We start from the raw sequence: 17775 nt of genomic DNA, 5'->3' as shown, positions 1-17775 counted from the left end.
CTCCGCCAGCGCGTCCTGCCATTGCTCGCGCGACAGCAGCGGATGCAGCGGGCGCAGCGCCAGGTCCGTGCGGTCGTCGAAGCCGGCCTGGAGGCCCATGCCGAGGTCGAACCAGGGGAAGAAGCGCGTCTCCTCCAGCGCCAGCAACAGGCCATCGGGCTTCAGCCAGGCGCGGGCGTGGCGCAGCGCGCGGGCGATGTCGGGGGCGGCATGCAGGGCGGAGGAGGCCAGCACCACGTCGAAGCGCCGCGCCTCCGCGGGCGGCTGGTCCATGTCCAGCGTGCCGAATTCCAGCCAGTCCCGCCCCGCGAAGCGGCGCTCCGCCCGGCGCAGCAGATGGGCGTTGAGGTCGGTGAAGCGGTAGCGCAGGCGCCCGGGCGGGAGGCTGCCCTCGATGGCGGCGAGCGTGGTGCCGAGGCCGCCGCCGAGTTCCAGCACCTCGATCGGCCGCTGCGCGGCCAGCCGCGCCAGGATGGCGGCCAGCGCGGCATTGGGCTCGGCGAAGAGCTTGCCGTACACATCGGGCGTTTCGTCCGCCAGGTAGATCGCGGCCGCGTGCTCCTGCCCCGTCAGCAGGCCCGGCAGGCCGGCGATGACGCGGTCCAGGAAGTCCCGCGCCGCCGGGCCGAAGCCCAGGCGATCCACGCCCAGGATCGCATGGGTGGAAGGCGGCACGGCATCGGCGCCGATGCGCGCCGCCTCCGGCAGCATGCGGTCCAGCCAGAAGCGGTAGCGCGGGATGACGCCGTGCTGCGCCACCAGCGCAGCGGCATCCGGGGGCGTGGCGCCGTCGGCGATGGCGCGGATCGCGGCGGCGGCGGCGGCGGCGGCCTGGTCGCGGAAGGTCTCCGCCGTCACGGCGAAATCGGCTTCCGCCACGGGCTGGCCGGCGCGCGTCGCGGCGTCCCGCGCCGCCTGCACCAGCGCGGGGTCGATGGCGGTGGCGGCTTCCGCCAGTTCCGTCATCAGCGCCGCCATGCGCGGCAGGTTCGCGGCGGACAGCATGGCCAGATGGTCGCCGGGCAGGCGCCGCAGCGTGATCCGCCCGCGCACGACATCGCCCCAGCCGAGATGGGGGTCCTCCGCCGCCGCCGCGCTGTCCAGGCCGCGGAGTTCCGCGGGGAAGCCCTCGTCGCTCCGGATCAGCGCGACGTCGCCTTCGATCGGCTCCGGCCGGTAGGCGCCAAGCGCCCGGAAATTCGCCTTGAACATCGCGACCATGCGGTCGAGCGGCAGGGTCAGCGGGCCGAAGCGCCCGGCTTCCTGCATGGCCGCGGCGGTGCGGCGGAAGCGGGTTTCCGCATCCGCGCCATCCATCGGCAGGCTGGCACCGTACAGCGCCTCCAGCCCCCGCGTCATGGCGGTGTAGGCGATCTCGTCGGACTGCACCTCATCGAAGCGGGCGGTGGTGCGCAGCGTGTCGCCGAGCAGCAGCAGCGGCACGGCTTCCCCCATCGCGCGCAGGCGGCGCGCGACCTCGATGGCGATGAGGCCGCCGAAGGAATGCCCGGCCAGCAGATAGGGGCCATGGCGCTGGTCCTGCCGCAGCTTCGCCACGACGTAGTCCGCCTGCGCCTCGATGCTGTCGAGCGGCGTCTCCCCTTCCGCCATGCCGGGCAGCTGGACGGAGATGATGGCGAAGCGGCTGACGGCGGCGGCGAGGTCGCGCAGGTAGAAGGGCAGGGAGAGGATGCCCGGCATCAGCACCAGGCGCGGGCGCCGGTCATCGGCCGCCTGGCCGAAGGTGACGACGGCGTTGGTGGCGGCGCGGCCGGATTGCAGCTCCTCCACCAGCGCCGTGACGGTGGGGCGGGCGAAGATGGCCTGCAGCGGGATGGCGCGGCCGTAGTGTTCCGCCAGCCGCCGCTGGATCGAGACGAGGGAGAGCGAGGTCGCGCCGAGTTCGAAGAGGGAGCGATCGGCCTCCGGCACCGGCACGCCGAGCACGGCGGCGACATCCGCGGCGACGTCCCGCGCCAGGCCCTGGCGCTGGCCGTCCTCGCCCGCCAGCAGCTTCGGCACCAGCGCCTTGCGGTCCACCTTGCCGTTGGAGGAGAGGGGCACGCGGTCGATCGGCGTCAGGCTGGCCGGGACCATGTAGGCGGGCAGGCGCTGGCGGAGATGGGCGCGCAGCGCGGCGCCGAGATCCGCCGCCCCCTGCCCCGGCGCGGGGATGCCGCCCGCCAGGGCGTGGATGGCGAGCGTGCCGTCGCACAGCACGCGCCCGATGGGGCAGAGGCCGAGGCCGAGAGAGGGCGCGGCTTCCATCATCCGCTGCGCGGCGCGGCCGGCCGCGATACGCGCCTCCCGCCCATCGCCGGGCGGCTCCAGCAGCAGCAGGAAGGCGCTGCGCTCGACGATCGCGGCATTGGCGGCATCGGGGATGATGATGGCGGGCCGTTCCGCATCCCGCAGGCCATCGCCATCCCAGCGCAGGCAGGCGGCATCCAGCAGGACGCGGAGGGCCAGGTCGCCGGCGCGCAGCAAGGCCTGCAGCGCGGGCATCGGCGGGGCTTCGCCGGTGAAATACCGGTGGCTGCGGCGCGTGTCGTAGGCGGCCTCGGCGGGGCGGTGCGGCAGGGGCAGCAGGCGCGCGGGCGGGTGGCGCAGGCCGCGGCGTTCCAGCAGATGGGCGGTGCGCTGCTGGAATTCCGCCTTCGGCACATAGAAGCCGTGCAGCACCCGGTCCCGCCCGGCGCCGGCGGCATGGGCGGTGACCACGGCCTGCGCCACGGCGGGGTGGCTGGCCAGCGCGGCCTCGATCTCCCCCAGTTCGATCCGGTAGCCCTGGACCTTCACCTGGAAATCCTCGCGGCCGAGGAATTCGATGGGGGTGGGGCCGGTGGCCTCGCCATGCGGGCGGAAGCGGCCGAGGTCGCCGGTGCGGTAGCGGCGTTCGCCGGTCAGCGGGTTGCGGATGAAGCGCTCCGCCGTCAGCACGGGGTCGCGCCAGTAGCCGCGCGCCAGGCCGGCGCCGGAGATCTCGATCTCGCCGATGGTCCAGTCCGGGCAGGGCTCGCCCCGGCGGTTCACGACATGCAGCATCTGGCCGGCCAGCGGCAGGCCGTAGGGGATGCTGGGCCAGGCGGGATCGAGCGCCTCGATCTCATGCGCGTTGGACCAGATGGCGGCTTCCGTCGCGCCGCCCAGCGCCACCAGCCGCGCGGCGGGGGCCTGGGCGCGCAGGCGCGGGATCAGGTCGAGCGGCACCCAGTCGCCGGACATCATCACCAGGCGCAGGCGGTGGTCCGGCGGCAGGCCGTATTCCAGCTGCATCGCGACCAGCGCGGGCACGCTGTTCCACACCGTCACCGCGTGGCGCGCGCAGAGTTCGCCCCAGTGGGAGGGGTCGCGGCTGGCTTCCGGCGCGGGCAGCACCAGCGCGCCGCCGGCGGCGAAGATGCCGAAGATGTCCCAGACCGAGAGGTCGAAGCCGAGCTGCGACAGGCCGAGGGCGCGGTCCCCCGTCCCGATGGCCCAGCGGCGATTGACCTCCGCCACCGTCGCGATGGCGGCGGCGTGCTCGATCATCACGCCCTTCGGCTCCCCGGTGGAGCCGGAGGTGTAGATGACATAGGCGAGGCGCGCCGGGTCCTCGACCGGGGGCAGGGCGGGCAGCGGCGCGCCAGCGCGGGCGGCGGCGAGGGCGGCGTCGGCGGGCGCCGCCTCCTCCAGCAGCAGCGCCTCCCCGCGTTCCACCAGCAGGGCGCGGCGGTCGGCGGGCAGCGCCGGATCGACGGGCAGGTAGGCGGCGCCGGCCTTCAGCGTGGCCAGCACCGCCACGATCTGGCGCCAGCCCTTGGGGTAGCCGATGGCGACCAGGCGGTCGCGCGCATCGCCGCCCAGCCGTTCCCGCAGCACCGCGGCGAGATGCGTCGCGGCGGCGTCGAGCGTGCCGTAGTCGAGCGCGATCTCCGGCGTGACCAGCGCGGTGGCGGCGGGGTTGGCGCGGGCCTGGCGTTCGAAGCCGGCCTGGAGGAGTTCGGGGGCGGCGGCGGGCAGCAGGGCCGCGCGGGAGAGGGCGGGCAGCATCGCCGCCACGCTGCGGTTCCAGCCACGCCCGGCGGCGAGGTCATCCAGCAAGCCGCGCCAGGCGGCGACCATGGCGGGCACGGTGCCGGGGGCGAAGAGGCTTTCGACCACGTCCCAGGAACAGAGAAGCTGGCCATCCTCCTCCGACACCTGGTGGTCGATGATGACCTGGGGGGTGGAGGAGACGTTGAAGACGGTGCGGCCGAGGCGGTCGAAGCCCGTCGCATCCGTCTCCGGCGCATCGCCGGCGCGGCGGAAGCCGAGCGCGCTGGTGAAGACATAGGGGCTGTAGGCGGCGGCCTCCCCCGATTGGCGCGCGGCCTGGCGCAGCACCTCGATCCCGCTGACCGTCGCGTGGTCCATGTCCTCCGCCAGGCGGCGCGCGAGGGTCTGGGCGCGGGCGGCGAAGCCGGCGGGGCGGGCATCGACCTCCAGCAGGATGGTGGAGGTGAAGTCGCCCAGCACGCGGGGCATGTCGGGGTGCCGCGGCGGGCGGTTGAAGGCGGTGACGGTGAGGCAGAAGCGGTCCTGCCGCGCCCAGGCGGCGAGCGTCTCCGCATAGGCGGCGGCAAGCAGCGTCGGCAGAGTCAGCCCCTGGGCGCGGGCTTCGCGCTTCAGCGCCTCCGCCTGGGTGGCGGGCAGGATGGCGCGGTGGCGGCGGAAGGGGCGGCGCGTGCCGTCCGCCAGATCGCCCAGCAGCGGCAGGTCCGGCCCCGGCGGCAGGCTGCGCGCGGCCCAATAGGCGAGGTCGCGCTGGTAGGCGGCGGTCTCCCGGAAGGCGATCTCGGCCAGGACATGGTCGCGGAAGCTGATGCCGATGGGTGGCAGCGCGGCATCCGGCTGTTCGTAGAGCAGCCCCCATTCCTGGCGCAGCGCATGGATCGAGGCCGCGTCGAGCGCGATGAGGTCGAAGGAGAGATGGAGGCGCGTCGTGCCCCCGAAGCGCGTCGCGCGGATGTCGAAAAGCGGCCAGTGGTCCGGTTCCGCCACGCGGGCGGCGAGGCTTTCGCGCAGCGCCGCGAGCCGCGCGGTGGGATCGCCGTCGAGGTCGAGGATCTCGATGGCGTAGTGGGGCACGTCGGCCAGGATGCGCTGCGTGCCGTCCGGCAGGATGATGGCGCGCAGCATGTCGTGGCGGCGGATCAGGACGTTCAGCGCGGCCTCGGCGCGGGCCAGGTCGATCACCGTGCTGTCGAATTCGGTGTAGAGCGTGCAGGCGGTGGCGCCGAGCGCCAGGTCTCCGCGGCGGCCGAGCCAATAGGCCTGCTGCATGTCCGTCAGCGGGAAGGGCGCGTGGCGGCTGGCGAGGTCCGGCACCAGGGCGCGCGGCGCGGCCTGGGTCGGCACGGGCGTGGCCGGCGCGGGGGCGGCGCCGAGCAGGCTGGCGATGGTGGCGCCTTCGATCAGCGTGCGCACGGGCACGTCGATGCCGGCCTCCGCGGCGAGGCGGTTGCGGATTTCCACGGCCATGAGGCTGTCGAGGCCGAGGTCATGCAGCGGCGTCGCGGGATCGGGGGTGGTGGCGAGGCCCAGCACCTCCGCGACGATGCGCGCCACATCGCCGCGCGCGGGGGCAGGCGTTGGCTCGCTGACGGCGGGTGTCAGCGACGCGATGGTCGCACCCTCGATCAGCGCGCGGACGGAGACGTCGATGCCGGCCTCCGCGGCCAAGCGGTTGCGGATTTCCACGGCCATGAGGCTGTCGAGGCCGAGATCGTGCAGCGGCGTCGCGGCATCCGGCGTGGTGGCGAGGCCCAGCACCTCCGCCACGATCCGCGCGACATCGCCACGCGCCAGGGCCGACGGGGGCGCGGCGCCGGCGGGAGTGAGGGAGGCGACCGTCGCGCCCTCGATCAGCGCGCGGACGGAGACATCGAGGCCGGCCTCGGCGGCGAGGCGGTTCCTGATCTCGACGGCCATGAGGCTGTCGAGGCCGAGGTCGTGCAGCGGCACATCGGTGGCGACGGCGCCCTGCAGGCCGAGCACCTCCGCCACGATGCGCGCGACATCGGGGCGCGGGGCGGCGGGGGCGGCGGTGGGCTGCGGCGCGGCCTGCGCGGGCGCGGGGGCACGCGGCGCGGGGGCGGCGGCGACGTCCCGGAACAGGCCGGGGGGTGTGGCGCCGAACAGCCCGGCGAAGCGGCGCCAATCGACGGAGGGCAGCAGGATCAGCCGCGCGGCATCGGCGCCGAGCGCCGCGCCGAAGAGGCGCTGGCCTTCCTCCGGCGCGATGGAGCCGAGGCCCAGCCCCTCCGCCTGGCGGTCGAAGCCGAGCGCGGCGGCGGAACCTGTGCCGCGCCAGACGCCCCAATCCAGGCTGATCGCGGGCATCCCCTCTGCCCGCCGCAGGCTGGCGAGCCCGTCGAGGAAGGCGCTGGCGAAGGCGTGGTTGGCCTGGCGGGCGGAGCCGATGACGCCGGCGGCGGAGGCGCAGAAGACCAGGTGGCGCGGCCGCGCCGCTGCCGGCAGGGCGCGGATGGCGGCATCCAGCGCCAGCGCGCCGGCGATCTTGGCGCGCAGCACGGGGGCGATGGTGGCTTCGTCCTGCGCCGCGATCGGCGCATCCGCCAGCAGGCCGGCGGCGTGGACGATGCCCTGCAGGTCGGGCGTGGCCGTGAGCAGCCGCGCGATCGCGGCCGTGTCGGCGGCATCGGCGGCGATGTGCTGCGCCGGGATGGGCAGGGCCGGCGGCGTGGCGGCGCGGCGGCTCAGCAGCAGGATGCGCGCGGCGCCATGGGCGGCAAGCCAGGTCGCGATCTCCCGCGCCAGGCCGCCGCTGCCGCCGGTGATGAGCCAGGTGCCGCCGACGCGATCCGGCGCGCGGGGCGCGGGGGTGGCGCGCAGGCGCGGCACGGTGCGGCGTCCCTCCGCATCCCAGCCGACCTCCGCTTCCCCGTCGCCGGCCAGCACCTCATCCACCAGCGCCTCCGCGCTCGGCGGTGCGACCAGCAGGCGGGGGGCGAGGGCAGGGACTTCCAGCGCGAGGGAGCGGACGAAGCCGGGCAGGCCGGCATGGCCGAGCGTGCCGTCGGCGACGATGACGAGGCGCGGTGGCACCGGGCGGGCCATCGCTTCGCGGGCGAGCGAGACGAGGTCGGCCAGCAGCGCTTCCTGCGCCGGCGCGGTGGCGGCGACGGGCGGCAGGATGTGCAGCAGGGCCTCGGCCTGGGAGGCACCGGCGAGGCGCGCGCCCGCGCCGGCCAGCAGGGCGGCGGCGCGCCCGGCTTCCCCGGAGATATGCCAGGCAGGCCCGGCGGCCGGGCGTTCGGGCAGGCGGCGGGCGAGGATGACTTCCCCGGTCGCATCGCCCGGCACCTCGAAGCCCGATTCCGCCAGCAGGGCGCGCCAGGCGTCCAGCGTGAGGAGGGGATGGTCGGGGCGGCGCGTCGTGTCGGTGAAGCGCCACCAGCCCTCGGTCAGGCCGAAGACGATGTCGATCCAGCGGCGGCGCGCCGTGCTCTCCACCAGCAGCAGCACGCCGCCCGGGGCGAGCAGCCCGCGGATATGCGCGAGCGTGGCGCCGAGATCGGCGGTGGCGTGCAGGACATTGGCGGCAAGGACCACATCGGCGCAGCCCGGCGCGAAGCCCTGCGCGGCGGGATCGCGTTCGATGTCGAGCAGCGCGGTGGAGAGGTCCGCGCCCGCGAATTTCCGCGTGGCCGCCGTCAGGAAGGCCTGGGAGACATCGGTGAAGCGGTAGTGGCGCGCGGCTTCCGGCAGGGCTTCCAGCAGCGCGCCGGTGGCGCCGCCCGTGCCGGCGCCGACCTCCACCACGCGCAGCCGGCGGCCCTTCGGCGTCGCGGCGGCCAGGCGCGTGGCGGCGGCGCGCAGCAGGCCGTTGACGGTATGGGCATAGGCGGAGGTTTCGTAGAAGGCGCCCGCGCCGGCCTCATTGGCCGGGAAGAGCAGCGCGAGGGGTTCGGTGCGCCCCGTGAGGACATCGGCCAGGGCCTCGCCGCAGCGGCGCAACACCGCGACCTCCCCCTGCATGGCGGGGGCGGCGGCGAGGACGGCGTCGATGGCGGGCGGCGCCTCCGGCGGTGCGCGCAGCACGGTCCAGCGGCGGCCATCGCGCTTCAGGATGCCGTCCTCCGCCAGCATGGAGAGCAGGCGGCGGAAGAGGCGGTGATGACGCTCCGCGATGCCGAGCGCTTCCGACAGCGCGCCGAAGGTCAGCTGCGCGCCGGGCTTGAAGGGCAGGCCGAGCCGGCGGAGCGCCTGCACGACATAGGCGGTGGCCACGGATTCCAGCGCCTCGCCCTGGCGGGCATAGGCATCCATGTCGTGCAGCGCGGCCAGGCGCGCGGCTTCGGGCGCCAGGGCGGCGCCGAGGCGAGCGGCGCTGGGCAGGAAGGCGGGGGGTGCCAGGCCCTCCAGCAGTGGCGCGGGGTGGCGGGCTTCCTGCCAGAAGGCCTGGCTGCCGGGGCGGGGCAGGAAGCGGAGGCCGCGGACCTCCAGCGCCACGCCCTCATCATCGATCAGCGCGAGGTCGGCGGTGATGCCATCACCCTCCGGCCGGGCGGTGACGGTGACGCGGGGCGCGGGGCCGGGGCGGCGATGCAGGGCGATGTGGCCGATGCCGCCGGGGACGAGCGTGGCCCCGGCCTCCGCCGCCACGGCCGCGGCAACGAGCTGGAAGGCGGCGTCGAGCGTCGCGGGATGCAGGGCGAAGCGCGGCTCCGGCGCAGGGGGCGCGAGGGTGGCGCTGGCGGTGCCGGGGCCGCGGCGGATGGCGCCGAGCAGGCGGAAGGCGGGGCCGTGCTGGATGCCGCGCTGGTTCAGCGCGTCATAAAGCGCGGCGGGATCGAGGGGCGTGTCGCCGGAAGCCGCGGGCGGCGCGGAAGGCGCGGCGCGGGGGGCGAGGCGGCCGGTGGCGTGGATGACAGGCGCGGAAGCGGGATCCTCCGGCCGGTGGCTCAGGATGCGGAAGGCGCCGTCCGCGGCGATGGTGTGGAGATGCGCGGGCGCGGCATCGGCAAGGCGGAGCGGCGCGGTGATCTCCAGCGCCTCGATCGCCTGGCCGGGGAAGGCGGCGAGCGCCATCTCCACATAGGCGCTGGCGGGCAGGATCGCCTGGCCCTCGATGCGGTGTTGTGCGAGGAAGGCGGTGGCGGGGCGGGCCAGGTCGATGACGCAGGACCAGCGCCGTTCGCTGGACAGCGGCAGCGGGATGGGGCGGCCGAGCAGCGGATGGGCGCCGTCATCATCCGGCGCCGCGGCGGGCGCGGCTTCGGCGGGGGCATCGATCCAGAAGCGTTCGCGCTGGAAGGGCGTGGTCGGCAGCGCGACGCGGCGGCCCTGCGTCGCGGGCAGGCTGGGCGGCGGGGCGTTGGAGGGGATGGCGCTGGCGAGTTCGCCCGGCGCCCGCACCGCGACCCACCAGGGCAGCTTCGCGCGGCCGACGCGCGCGGTGTGGCAGATATCGGCGAAGCCATCCGTCGTCGTCGCCAGGTGGTCGCGGTAGCGGGCGATGAGGGCGCGGAGCGCCGGTTCCGTCCGCGCGGAGAGGAAGAGTACCGGCGCGTCGCCGGGCTCCGCCTCGATGACCGGCGGCGCCGGCGGGGCTTCCAGCACGATGTGCACGTTGGTGCCGGAGAAGCCGAAGCTGCTGACGCCGACGCGCCGGACGCCGCCATGGACGGGTTCGGTGGGCACGCGGATATCGGCGCCGGCCAGGTCGATATGCGGGTTGAGGCGCGTGAAATGCAGGCTGGCCGGGATGGCCTGGTGGCGCAGCATCAGCGCCGCCTTGATCAGCCCCGCCGTGCCGGCCGCGGCCTCGCAATGGCCGATATTGGTCTTGACCGAGGCGACATGCAGCGGGCGTTCCGCGCGGCTTCCGAAGACGGCGCGGAGCGCATGCATCTCGATGGGATCACCGAGCGCGGTGCCGGTGCCATGCGCCTCGATCGCATCGATATCGTCGGGCGTCAGGCCGGCATTCGCGAGTGCGGCGCGGATGACGGCTTCCTGCGCGGGGCCGTTGGGGGCGGTGAGGCCGGCGCTGCGGCCATCCTGGTTCACGGCGCTGCCGCGGATGACGGCGAGCACGCGGTCCCCATCCGCCACGGCATCCGACAGCCGCTTCAGCACCAGCGCGCCGCAGCCCTCGCCGCGCACATAGCCATCCGCGCCGGCGTCGAAGGTCTTGCAGGCGCCGTCGGGGGAGAGCATGCGGCCGAGGCAGAAATTGATCGTGATGTCCGGCGTCAGCATGAGGTTCACGCCGGCCACGATGGCGAGCCCGCATTCCCGCGCCCGCAGCGCCTGCACGGCGAGATGCGTGGCGACGAGGGAGGAGGAGCAGGCGGTGTCCACCGCCATGCAGGGGCCCTGGAAGCCGAAGCTGTAGCTGATGCGGCCCGAGGCGACGGAGGCCGCATTGCCCGCGCCCGCCGCGGCATTGCTGCCCGACCCATGCGCGGTGCGCGACAGCAGCGCCGAATAGTCGTTGGTGCTGATGCCGACATAGACGCCGGTGCGGCTGCCGACGAGGGAGGGCGGGGCTATACCCGCATCCTCCAGCGCTTCCCAGGTGACTTCCAGCAGCAGGCGCTGCTGCGGGTCGATGCCGATCGCCTCCCGCGGCGAGATGCGGAAGAAGAGCGGCTCGAACCCATCGACGCGGTCGAGGAAGCAGCTTTTCCGCACATACATGCGCCCGGCGCGGCCGGGCTCGGGATCATACAGCGCGTCGATGTCCCAGCGGTCCCGCGGCACTTCGCGGCTGCCGTCGCGGCCTTCCAGCAGCGCCTGCCACATCGCGTCCGGGCTGTCCGATCCCGCGGGGTAGCGGCAGCCCATGCCGATGATGGCGATGGGCGCGCTGCTGGCGCGTTCCAGCTCCGCATTGCGGGCGCGGAGCCGCTGCAGGGCGACGACGGCCTGCTGCATCGGCGTCATGGCGGGGCGGTCGAGCATCAGGCGCGATCCCTTGCCATCAGTCGCAGGCCCGCAGCAGCGCGGCGGCGAGGGATGCGAGCGGCATGGCGACATCGTCCTCCGGCGAGCAGCCGAGCAGCTGCAACTGCCCGCGCCACAGCGTCGGGATCACCACGCCGCCGCCGGCGCGCGCGGCGCTGAGCACCAGCTGCAGCTCGTAGCCATCCTCCCCGGCCGCGCGCCAGGTCGGGGCGCCGGTGATGGTGAGGCCGCTGCGCCGCCATGCCGGCGGCGTGCCTGGGCGTTGCAGCAGGCGCGGCAGGATCAGCAGGCTGTCTCCGGCCTCGCCACCCTCGATCCAGTCGAAGACGATGGCACGGTTGTCCCGCGCGGATTCCCAGAACTCGCCGGGGGCGAGGTCGGCATAGACATGGCTGATCGCCATGCCGGGGCCGGGCGGCAGGGCCGGGCGGATGAAGCGGCTGAGATCGACGGAGAAGGCGCAGGCATCCGTGCCCGAGGCATCGCGCAGCGCGATGGCCAGCGCGCTGTTGAGGCTGGCACCTTCCGCCTCGCAGCGCTCCAGGATGCGCGCCGTCTCGGCCTCGTCGTAGCGGTGCAGCGTGAGCCGCGTGCGCGACGCTGGCGGCAGGATGGCGGTGAGGCGTTGCAGGCCGAGCGCTTCCCACCGTGCGCCGGCGCGATCCGACCACCAGCCCTCGATCAGGTCACCCGCTTCGGCATCGGCGAAGACGCGGTCGGGCAGCAATTCCTCGCAGGCGGGGGCGAGGTCACCGACCGGCGTGCCCTCCGCGAAGGCGCGGCCGATGGCGAGGGCGGTGCGGTAATCCGTCAGCGCATGGCTGACGGCCAGCAGCAGCGTCTGCCCGCCCGGATGGTCCGCGACCACTGCCTGCCAGGGCGGGTTGTCATCGGTGCCGATGCGGGCATCGAGCAGGTCTTCCGCCACGCCGACCCAGTCGGCCTCGGCGGCGAGCGTGATGCGGGCCATGACGCCGGGCCGCGTCGCGGCCGTCCAGCGCGGCCGGGCGCGGCGGCCGAGGCGTGCCACGGGCAGGTCGAAGCCCGGCGGCGCCTGCAGCGGGAAGCCGCCTTCGGCGCGCTGCAGCACGACGACGCTGTTGGTCGGCGCCACCTGGTCCAGCAGCCAGAACTTCGCCTCGTTCGGGCTGAGCAGGCGCATCATGCGGCGCGGGCGGCCAGCAGGTCGGCCATGGCGCCGACATTCTCGAGCTTGCCGACCTCCGCCGGGTTCAGCCGCACCTTGAACTCCCGCTCCACGGCCAGCACCAGGACGATGTGCTGAAGGCTGTCCCATTCATCGATGTCGTCGGCGGTCGTGGCGTCCTGGATCACCAGGGCATCATCCTCGAACACCTCGCGGAACACGGTGGTGAGGCGATCGAGGATCGCGGTGCGGTCAGGCATCGTGCTGCACCATGCTGGGCCAGGGATCGCGATCCGCTGGTGTGGAGAAGAGAAGGGTGCCGGCATCCTCGCCGGCCGGCGCGAAGCCGAGCCGCGCATAGAGCCCGGCGACGAGCTGGTTGCGGCCGGAGGGACGGTAGCGGCCGAGCAGGCGCGTGCAGCCGCGGCGCCGCGCCTCCGCCAGCATGAGGCTCGCGGTGAATTCCTCCACGCCGCGGGCCAGGACGCGGCAGCTCATCACCCAGGTGTCGATGACGAGGTCCTGGCCATCCTGCCGCAGCAGCAGCGCCGCGATCAGGCCGTTGTCGCCGAAGCGGTCGCGCAGCCGGATGTGCAGCACCGTCCAGGCGGGATCGCGCGCCAGGGCGGCGATCTCGGCCTCCGTCGGCCGCGTGCCGGTCAGGTGGAACTGGTTGCTCTTGCCGATGAGCTGCGCGATGCGCGGCAGGTGGAAGGGATCGGCGCTGCCGGTCGTCGCCATCATGCCGAGGCTGGCGAGATAGGCCTGCATGTCCACGAAGGCGGCGCGGTGCTCGTCGCGTTGCGCATTCTCCGCATAGAGCCGCGTGCGGGCCGCGTCCTCCGCCGCGAAGGTGGCGGCTTCGAACCAGGCGCCGGCTTCCAGCGCCGCGATGAAGTGCGCCGGATCCTCCGGCATCTCCACCACCGCGACATCCGGCAGGTGGCGGCGGACGATGTCGCGCTCCATCGGGTTGTCGTCCACGAAGACCAGCGCATCGAGCCCGATATTGAGCGTGGCGGCGATGTCGCGCAGCGCATCCGCCTTATTGCCCCAGCCCGCGCGGAAGACGGCGAAATCCTCCAGGCGCAGCACCGTGTCCGGATGCTCGCGGAAGGGGAGGGAGGCGGTCTCGGCCTCGTTCTTCGAGCAGGCGGCGAGGATGATGCCGCGGTCCTTCAGCGCCTTCGCATGCGCCTGGAAGGCCACGAAGGCCTCCCCCGCCGCCCCGTTGCCGAGCGCGATGCCCGCCAGCCCGTCATCGCCGATGACGCCGCCCCAGAGCGTGTTGTCGAGGTCGAGCACCAGGCATTTGCGGGCGAGCCCCCGCGCGCCGGCGATGAGCCTGGCCGCGGCATGGGCCAGCATGCCGGAGGCATCGGGCGCCACCGCGTGCTTCGAGTGGTGCCAGTAGCGCGGATCATGCCAGCGATGCCGGCCGTGCCGCGCGGCGAGATGGTCGAGATCGAGCAGCACGACGCCGGCGGGCGCGGCCAGCGCCAGTTCCGCGTTCAGCAGGCGGAGCGCGGTGCGGTGGCCCCAGGCGGCGGCGCCGGCCAGGTTGCCCGCGGCATCTTCCGCCGGCAGGTCCGCATTGTTCTCCAGCACCAGGCAGCCGCGACCGCGCAGCGCATCCCACAGCGCGGCGCGCGCGGCGACGGCGCGGCCGACGGCGCCGCGCAGCGCCGCCCCATCCGCGCCGGGCGGCAGGCGCAGGTCATGGTCCCGGTGCGTGGTGAAGAGCCAGACGAGGTCCGGCCCGAAGCAATGCAGCGTGCTGGCGGGGTCGAGCACGGAGGCCCGCGCCGTGTCGAAGGGGGCGAGGTGGATGGCGGGCGCGAAGCCCGCCAGCGTCAGCCAGAAGCGCAGCAGCGGCACCAGATGGTCGAGCGTGCTGGCGCCCGCGATGGCCAGGCGCAGCGGCCGCAGGCCGAGCGCGGCGGCATCCATGCCATCCAGCAGCCGGGCCGCGCGAAGCTGGTCGAGGAAATCGGTCTCCGGCCCGATGGCTTCCCGCAGCAGCGCCAGGGCGCCGCGGGAATCGCCGGATGCGAGGGCCGCGCGGGCACGGGCGATGCCGTCCTTCACCCGGGTGCGGTCCGTCGTATCGAGCGGCATCCTGGCGTGCCCATCCCCCTGCCTGGCACCGGCTGCCCGGCCTGCACAGGATATCCACGCCGCAACCGCTTGCAAAGCGTTCCGCTTGATTGGCGCAAGGCCATCGTGGCAGAAGGAATTGAAGCTGGGGACTGGCATCGCGTGGCAGGGGAAGCGTCGAGACTGGAGTTCCAGGACCTGGCGCCCGGCCACCGGGCGGAGATCACCTGTCTCATGGATTTGGACGCCATCGATCGCTTCGCGGCGGTCACCGGCGACCGCAGCCCCTTGCATATCGATGCCGCCTTCGCAACATCCCGCGGGTTCGCCGGCCGTGTCGCGCATGGGGCGCTGCTGGTGGGCTATGTCTCGCAGCTGGTGGGCATGGTCCTGCCGGGGCGGAACGCTCTGCTGCTGGGGGTGAACATGGCCTTCGTCGCGCCGGTCATCGCCGGCACCAGGGTGACCATCGCGGGCGTCGTGGACCAGGTGTCCGATGCCGTGCGGTCCGCCGTGCTGAAGATCGAGGCGCGGGACGAGGCAGGCGCGGTGGTGGCGCGCGGCAAGGCGACAATCGGCTTCACCCAGGAGGTCGCGGCCCATGGATGACCAGCTGGACCTCATCCTCGTCACGCAGTCCAACGTCGTGGACTATGAGGGCTTCGGCAATCTGCCGCTGGACCGAAGCGACCTGTACAAGCACCTGGTCTATCCGCGGATGGTGCTGCATGAGGGGCGGTTCCGCTCGCACCTCGACTACATCAACCGGCGTGTGCATGGGCGCTACTTCGACCAGGGGAGCATGGCGCAGCGGCGGGAGATGCTGAACATCTGGAACCTGCCCTCCATGGCCGGTGTCCACCTGATCAACTACCTCGCCCAGTTCGGCTACCGCGTCCGCGTCATCAACAACCTCGACAGCGAATGGGACTGGTTCGAGGAGGCGTACCGCAACTGCCGGCGGCCGCCGCTGGTCGGCATCTCCTCCACCTTCTACCTCTCCTGGAAGGAGGTCGGCGGTGTGGCCAAGCGGCTGCGCGCGCTGGACCCGGAGATGGACATCGTGCTGGGCGGCGCCTTCGCGAATGCGGAGACGATCAACGGCGATCCCGCCGCCTTCGCGCAGCGGATGCGGCGCTACGGCATCCGCTACGTGCTGCATGCCTTCAATTCGGAGACGGACCTGCGGGACCTGCTGGCGGCGCGCCGCGGCAACGCCGCCATCGATGCGGTGCGCAACCTGGCGCGCATCGACGGCAAGCTGGCGGGCGGGAGCTTCGAGCTGGGCCCGAAGGTGTGGAACGAGCCGCTGCTGTCGCTGAAGGATTGCCCGCCGACCTGGGACCAGCACCACCTGCCCTTCCTGAACCGGACGATCCAGATCCGCACGGCCTCCGGCTGCCCCTTCGCCTGCGCCTTCTGTTCCTACCCGACCACGGCCGGGCCCTGGCAGACGGTGGAGGCCGACCATGTGCGCGCCCACCTCGACAGCCTGATGCGCATCGGCAGCATCGACCGCATCATCTTCATCGACGATACCTTCAACGTGCCGCCGCACCGCTTCCGCGAGCTGATCAAGATCTTCGCGGAATACCGCTTCGAATGGTTCTCCTTCCTGCGGGTGCAGTATGTGGATGACGAGGTCGTCCGCATGATGAAGGACAGCGGCTGCAAGGGCGTCTACCTCGGCATCGAATCCGCCAGCGACAAGGTGCTGCGGAACATGAACAAGCGCGCGACGTCGCGGCAATTCGCCGAGGGCGTGCAGCTGCTGAACAAGCACGACATCGACTACCTCGCGGCCTTCGTCCTTGGCTTCCCGGGCGAGGATGACGGGACTATCCAGGAGAATATCGACTTCATCCGCGACAACGGCGTGCGGTTCTACTCGCTGAAGGAATTCTACTACATGCCCCACACGCTGGTGCATGAGAAGCGGGCGGAATACGGCCTGACCGGCATGGGCAACAAATGGTCGCATGCGACGATGAGCCATGAGCAGGCGTCGCGCATCAAGCTGGAGATGTTCCAGGCGATCGAGAGCACGCATATCGATCCCGATACCTCGCTCTGGTACATGGCGTACCTCTATGACCAGGGCTACGATTTCGCGCAGATCCGCCAGTGGCAGGCGGAGATCAACGCGCTGATGAAGCGCCAGCTGGCCGCGGGCAACCTGGCGGCGCTGCCCGAGGCCGCGGAGTTCACCCAAGCTGCCGAGTGACCTGCCGCCGGCCTGGGACCTCGTCTCGCCGGTATTCCTGCTGATCGCGGCGGCGCTGGTGCTGGCACGCCGCGCGCGGGCCGGCGCCTTCGTCGCGGGCGGGCTGGCGCTGGTGGCCTGGCTGGCGCCGACGCCGGCGGCGATGCTGCCCGTGCCGGCCATGGCGCTGGCGGGATGCGCGATGCTGCGGCCCGTGGCGGCACGGCCCCGGCTGCTGCCGGCGGCGATCGCGGCGCTGGTCGGGCTGTTCCTGCTGGTGCGGGAGGGGTTGCCCGCGCTGGGGCTGCTGCCGCCGATCGGGCTCGGCGGCAGTATCGGGCTGTCCTACGTCATGTTCCGGCTGATCCAGCTGCTGGTCGATGCGGCGGAGGGCGAGGCGCCGGCCGATGCGCCGCCGCTGCCGCTGCTCGCCTGGCTGCTGTTCCCGCCGAGCCTGCTGGCCGGGCCGATCGGACGCGCGCAGGATTTCCTCGAGGATCTGGCGGCGCCGGCGGCATGGCCTTCGCGGGAGGACTGGCGGCGGCACGGGGCGGGCGTGGTCGGCGGGTTGTTCGGGGTGGTGGTGCTGGCGGCGGGGCCGTGGTGGGTGTTCCGGCAAGGGCTGGCCGCGCCCGGCGCATTCGGGCTGGCGGTGGCGGCGCTGGCTTTCGCGACGTGGCTCTGGATCAGCTTCGCGGGCTATTCGCGCCTCGCCGTCTCGCTCGCCGCGCTGATGGGCGTGCGGCTGCCGGAGAATTTCGACCGGCCCTGGGCGGCGGAGAACATGCTGGCGGTGTGGTCGCGCTGGCATATCAGCCTCTCCGACTGGTTCCGGCTGTATGTCTTCAACCCGCTGCTGAAGGGATTGCTGGCGACGACGGGCGCGACGAAGCAGGCGCATTGGCTGGGCGCCGTCGCCTATGCCGGCACCTTCCTGCTGATGGGGCTGTGGCACGGCATCGGGTGGCGCTTCGCGCTCTACGGCCTGCTGCTCGGCGTCGCGGCGGGGGTGAACAAGGTGGCGCAGACGCTGCTCGCGCGGCGGCTGGGCAAGGCGGGCTATGCGAGCCTGAAGCGGCGGCGGGACTATGCGCTGGCCTCGGCGGTCGGCGGGGTGGGCACCTTCGTGATGGCGCTGATGGTTCTCTGGCTGCCAGTCGCGGCGGTGTCGGTCGCGATCCTGCCCGCGGGGCTGATCGTGGCGGCGGTGCTGGCGGTGGCGCTGCCGGCGGGGCGCCTGGCCGCCGATCCGGCCACGAACTGGATGGAGGCGCATCGCGGCGGTGTCGCGATCGCGCAGCTGGTGCTGCTCGCGGCGGCGCTGGCCCTCGGCCTCGCGCCGCCGCCGCTGCTCTACCAGTTCTTCTGACGC

General features: G+C 73.4%; 6 protein-coding genes and 1 pseudogene. 3 read left to right on the top strand and 4 right to left on the bottom strand.

Annotated features, from left to right (window positions below; translation table 11 throughout):
* The 4 genes and pseudogenes from JJI54_RS15380 to JJI54_RS15365 form a co-directional block, all read right to left on the bottom strand.
* Positions 1-10842 (bottom strand): annotated as a pseudogene (locus JJI54_RS15380) (amino acid adenylation domain-containing protein); the annotation flags it as partial.
* A 130-nt stretch (positions 10843-10972) separates the two neighbouring features.
* Entirely contained in the window at positions 10973-12121 is a 1149-nt protein-coding gene (locus JJI54_RS15375) for a hypothetical protein (RefSeq protein WP_203073873.1), read from the bottom strand.
* Complete coding sequence (locus JJI54_RS15370) at positions 12118-12363, bottom strand: acyl carrier protein (RefSeq protein ID WP_203073872.1); 246 nt, start codon at positions 12361-12363, stop codon at positions 12118-12120. The genes JJI54_RS15375 and JJI54_RS15370 overlap by 4 nt, the downstream gene beginning before the upstream one ends.
* Complete coding sequence (locus JJI54_RS15365; RefSeq protein ID WP_203073871.1) at positions 12356-14221, bottom strand: HAD-IIIC family phosphatase; 1866 nt, start codon at positions 14219-14221, stop codon at positions 12356-12358. Before JJI54_RS15365 ends, JJI54_RS15370 begins: the two co-directional genes overlap by 8 nt.
* A 213-nt stretch (positions 14222-14434) precedes the next feature.
* Here JJI54_RS15365 and JJI54_RS15360 point away from each other — a divergent pair, with 213 nt between their 5' ends.
* Genes JJI54_RS15360 through JJI54_RS15350 form a run of 3 tightly spaced genes read left to right on the top strand, consistent with a single transcriptional unit; the run spans position 14435 to position 17772 of the window.
* The gene (locus JJI54_RS15360; RefSeq protein ID WP_203073870.1) at positions 14435-14809 is read left to right on the top strand and encodes a MaoC/PaaZ C-terminal domain-containing protein; all 375 of its coding nucleotides are present in this window, start codon (positions 14435-14437) and stop codon (positions 14807-14809) included.
* Positions 14802-16424: a radical SAM protein gene (locus tag JJI54_RS15355; protein WP_203073869.1), complete on the top strand. Its 1623-nt coding sequence runs from the start codon at positions 14802-14804 to the stop codon at positions 16422-16424. The genes JJI54_RS15360 and JJI54_RS15355 overlap by 8 nt, the downstream gene beginning before the upstream one ends.
* A gap of 58 nt (positions 16425-16482) precedes the next feature.
* Positions 16483-17772, top strand: coding sequence for an MBOAT family O-acyltransferase (locus JJI54_RS15350; protein ID WP_203073868.1), 1290 nt, complete (start codon positions 16483-16485; stop codon positions 17770-17772).
* Positions 17773-17775: the final 3 nt, after the last annotated feature.

The sequence above is a fragment of the Falsiroseomonas ponticola genome, assembly GCF_016805305.1.
Lineage (GTDB): Bacteria > Pseudomonadota > Alphaproteobacteria > Acetobacterales > Acetobacteraceae > Falsiroseomonas > Falsiroseomonas ponticola.
The sequence above is the reverse complement of the archived record's forward strand: the minus strand, read 5'-3'. Positions and strand labels throughout refer to the sequence as shown.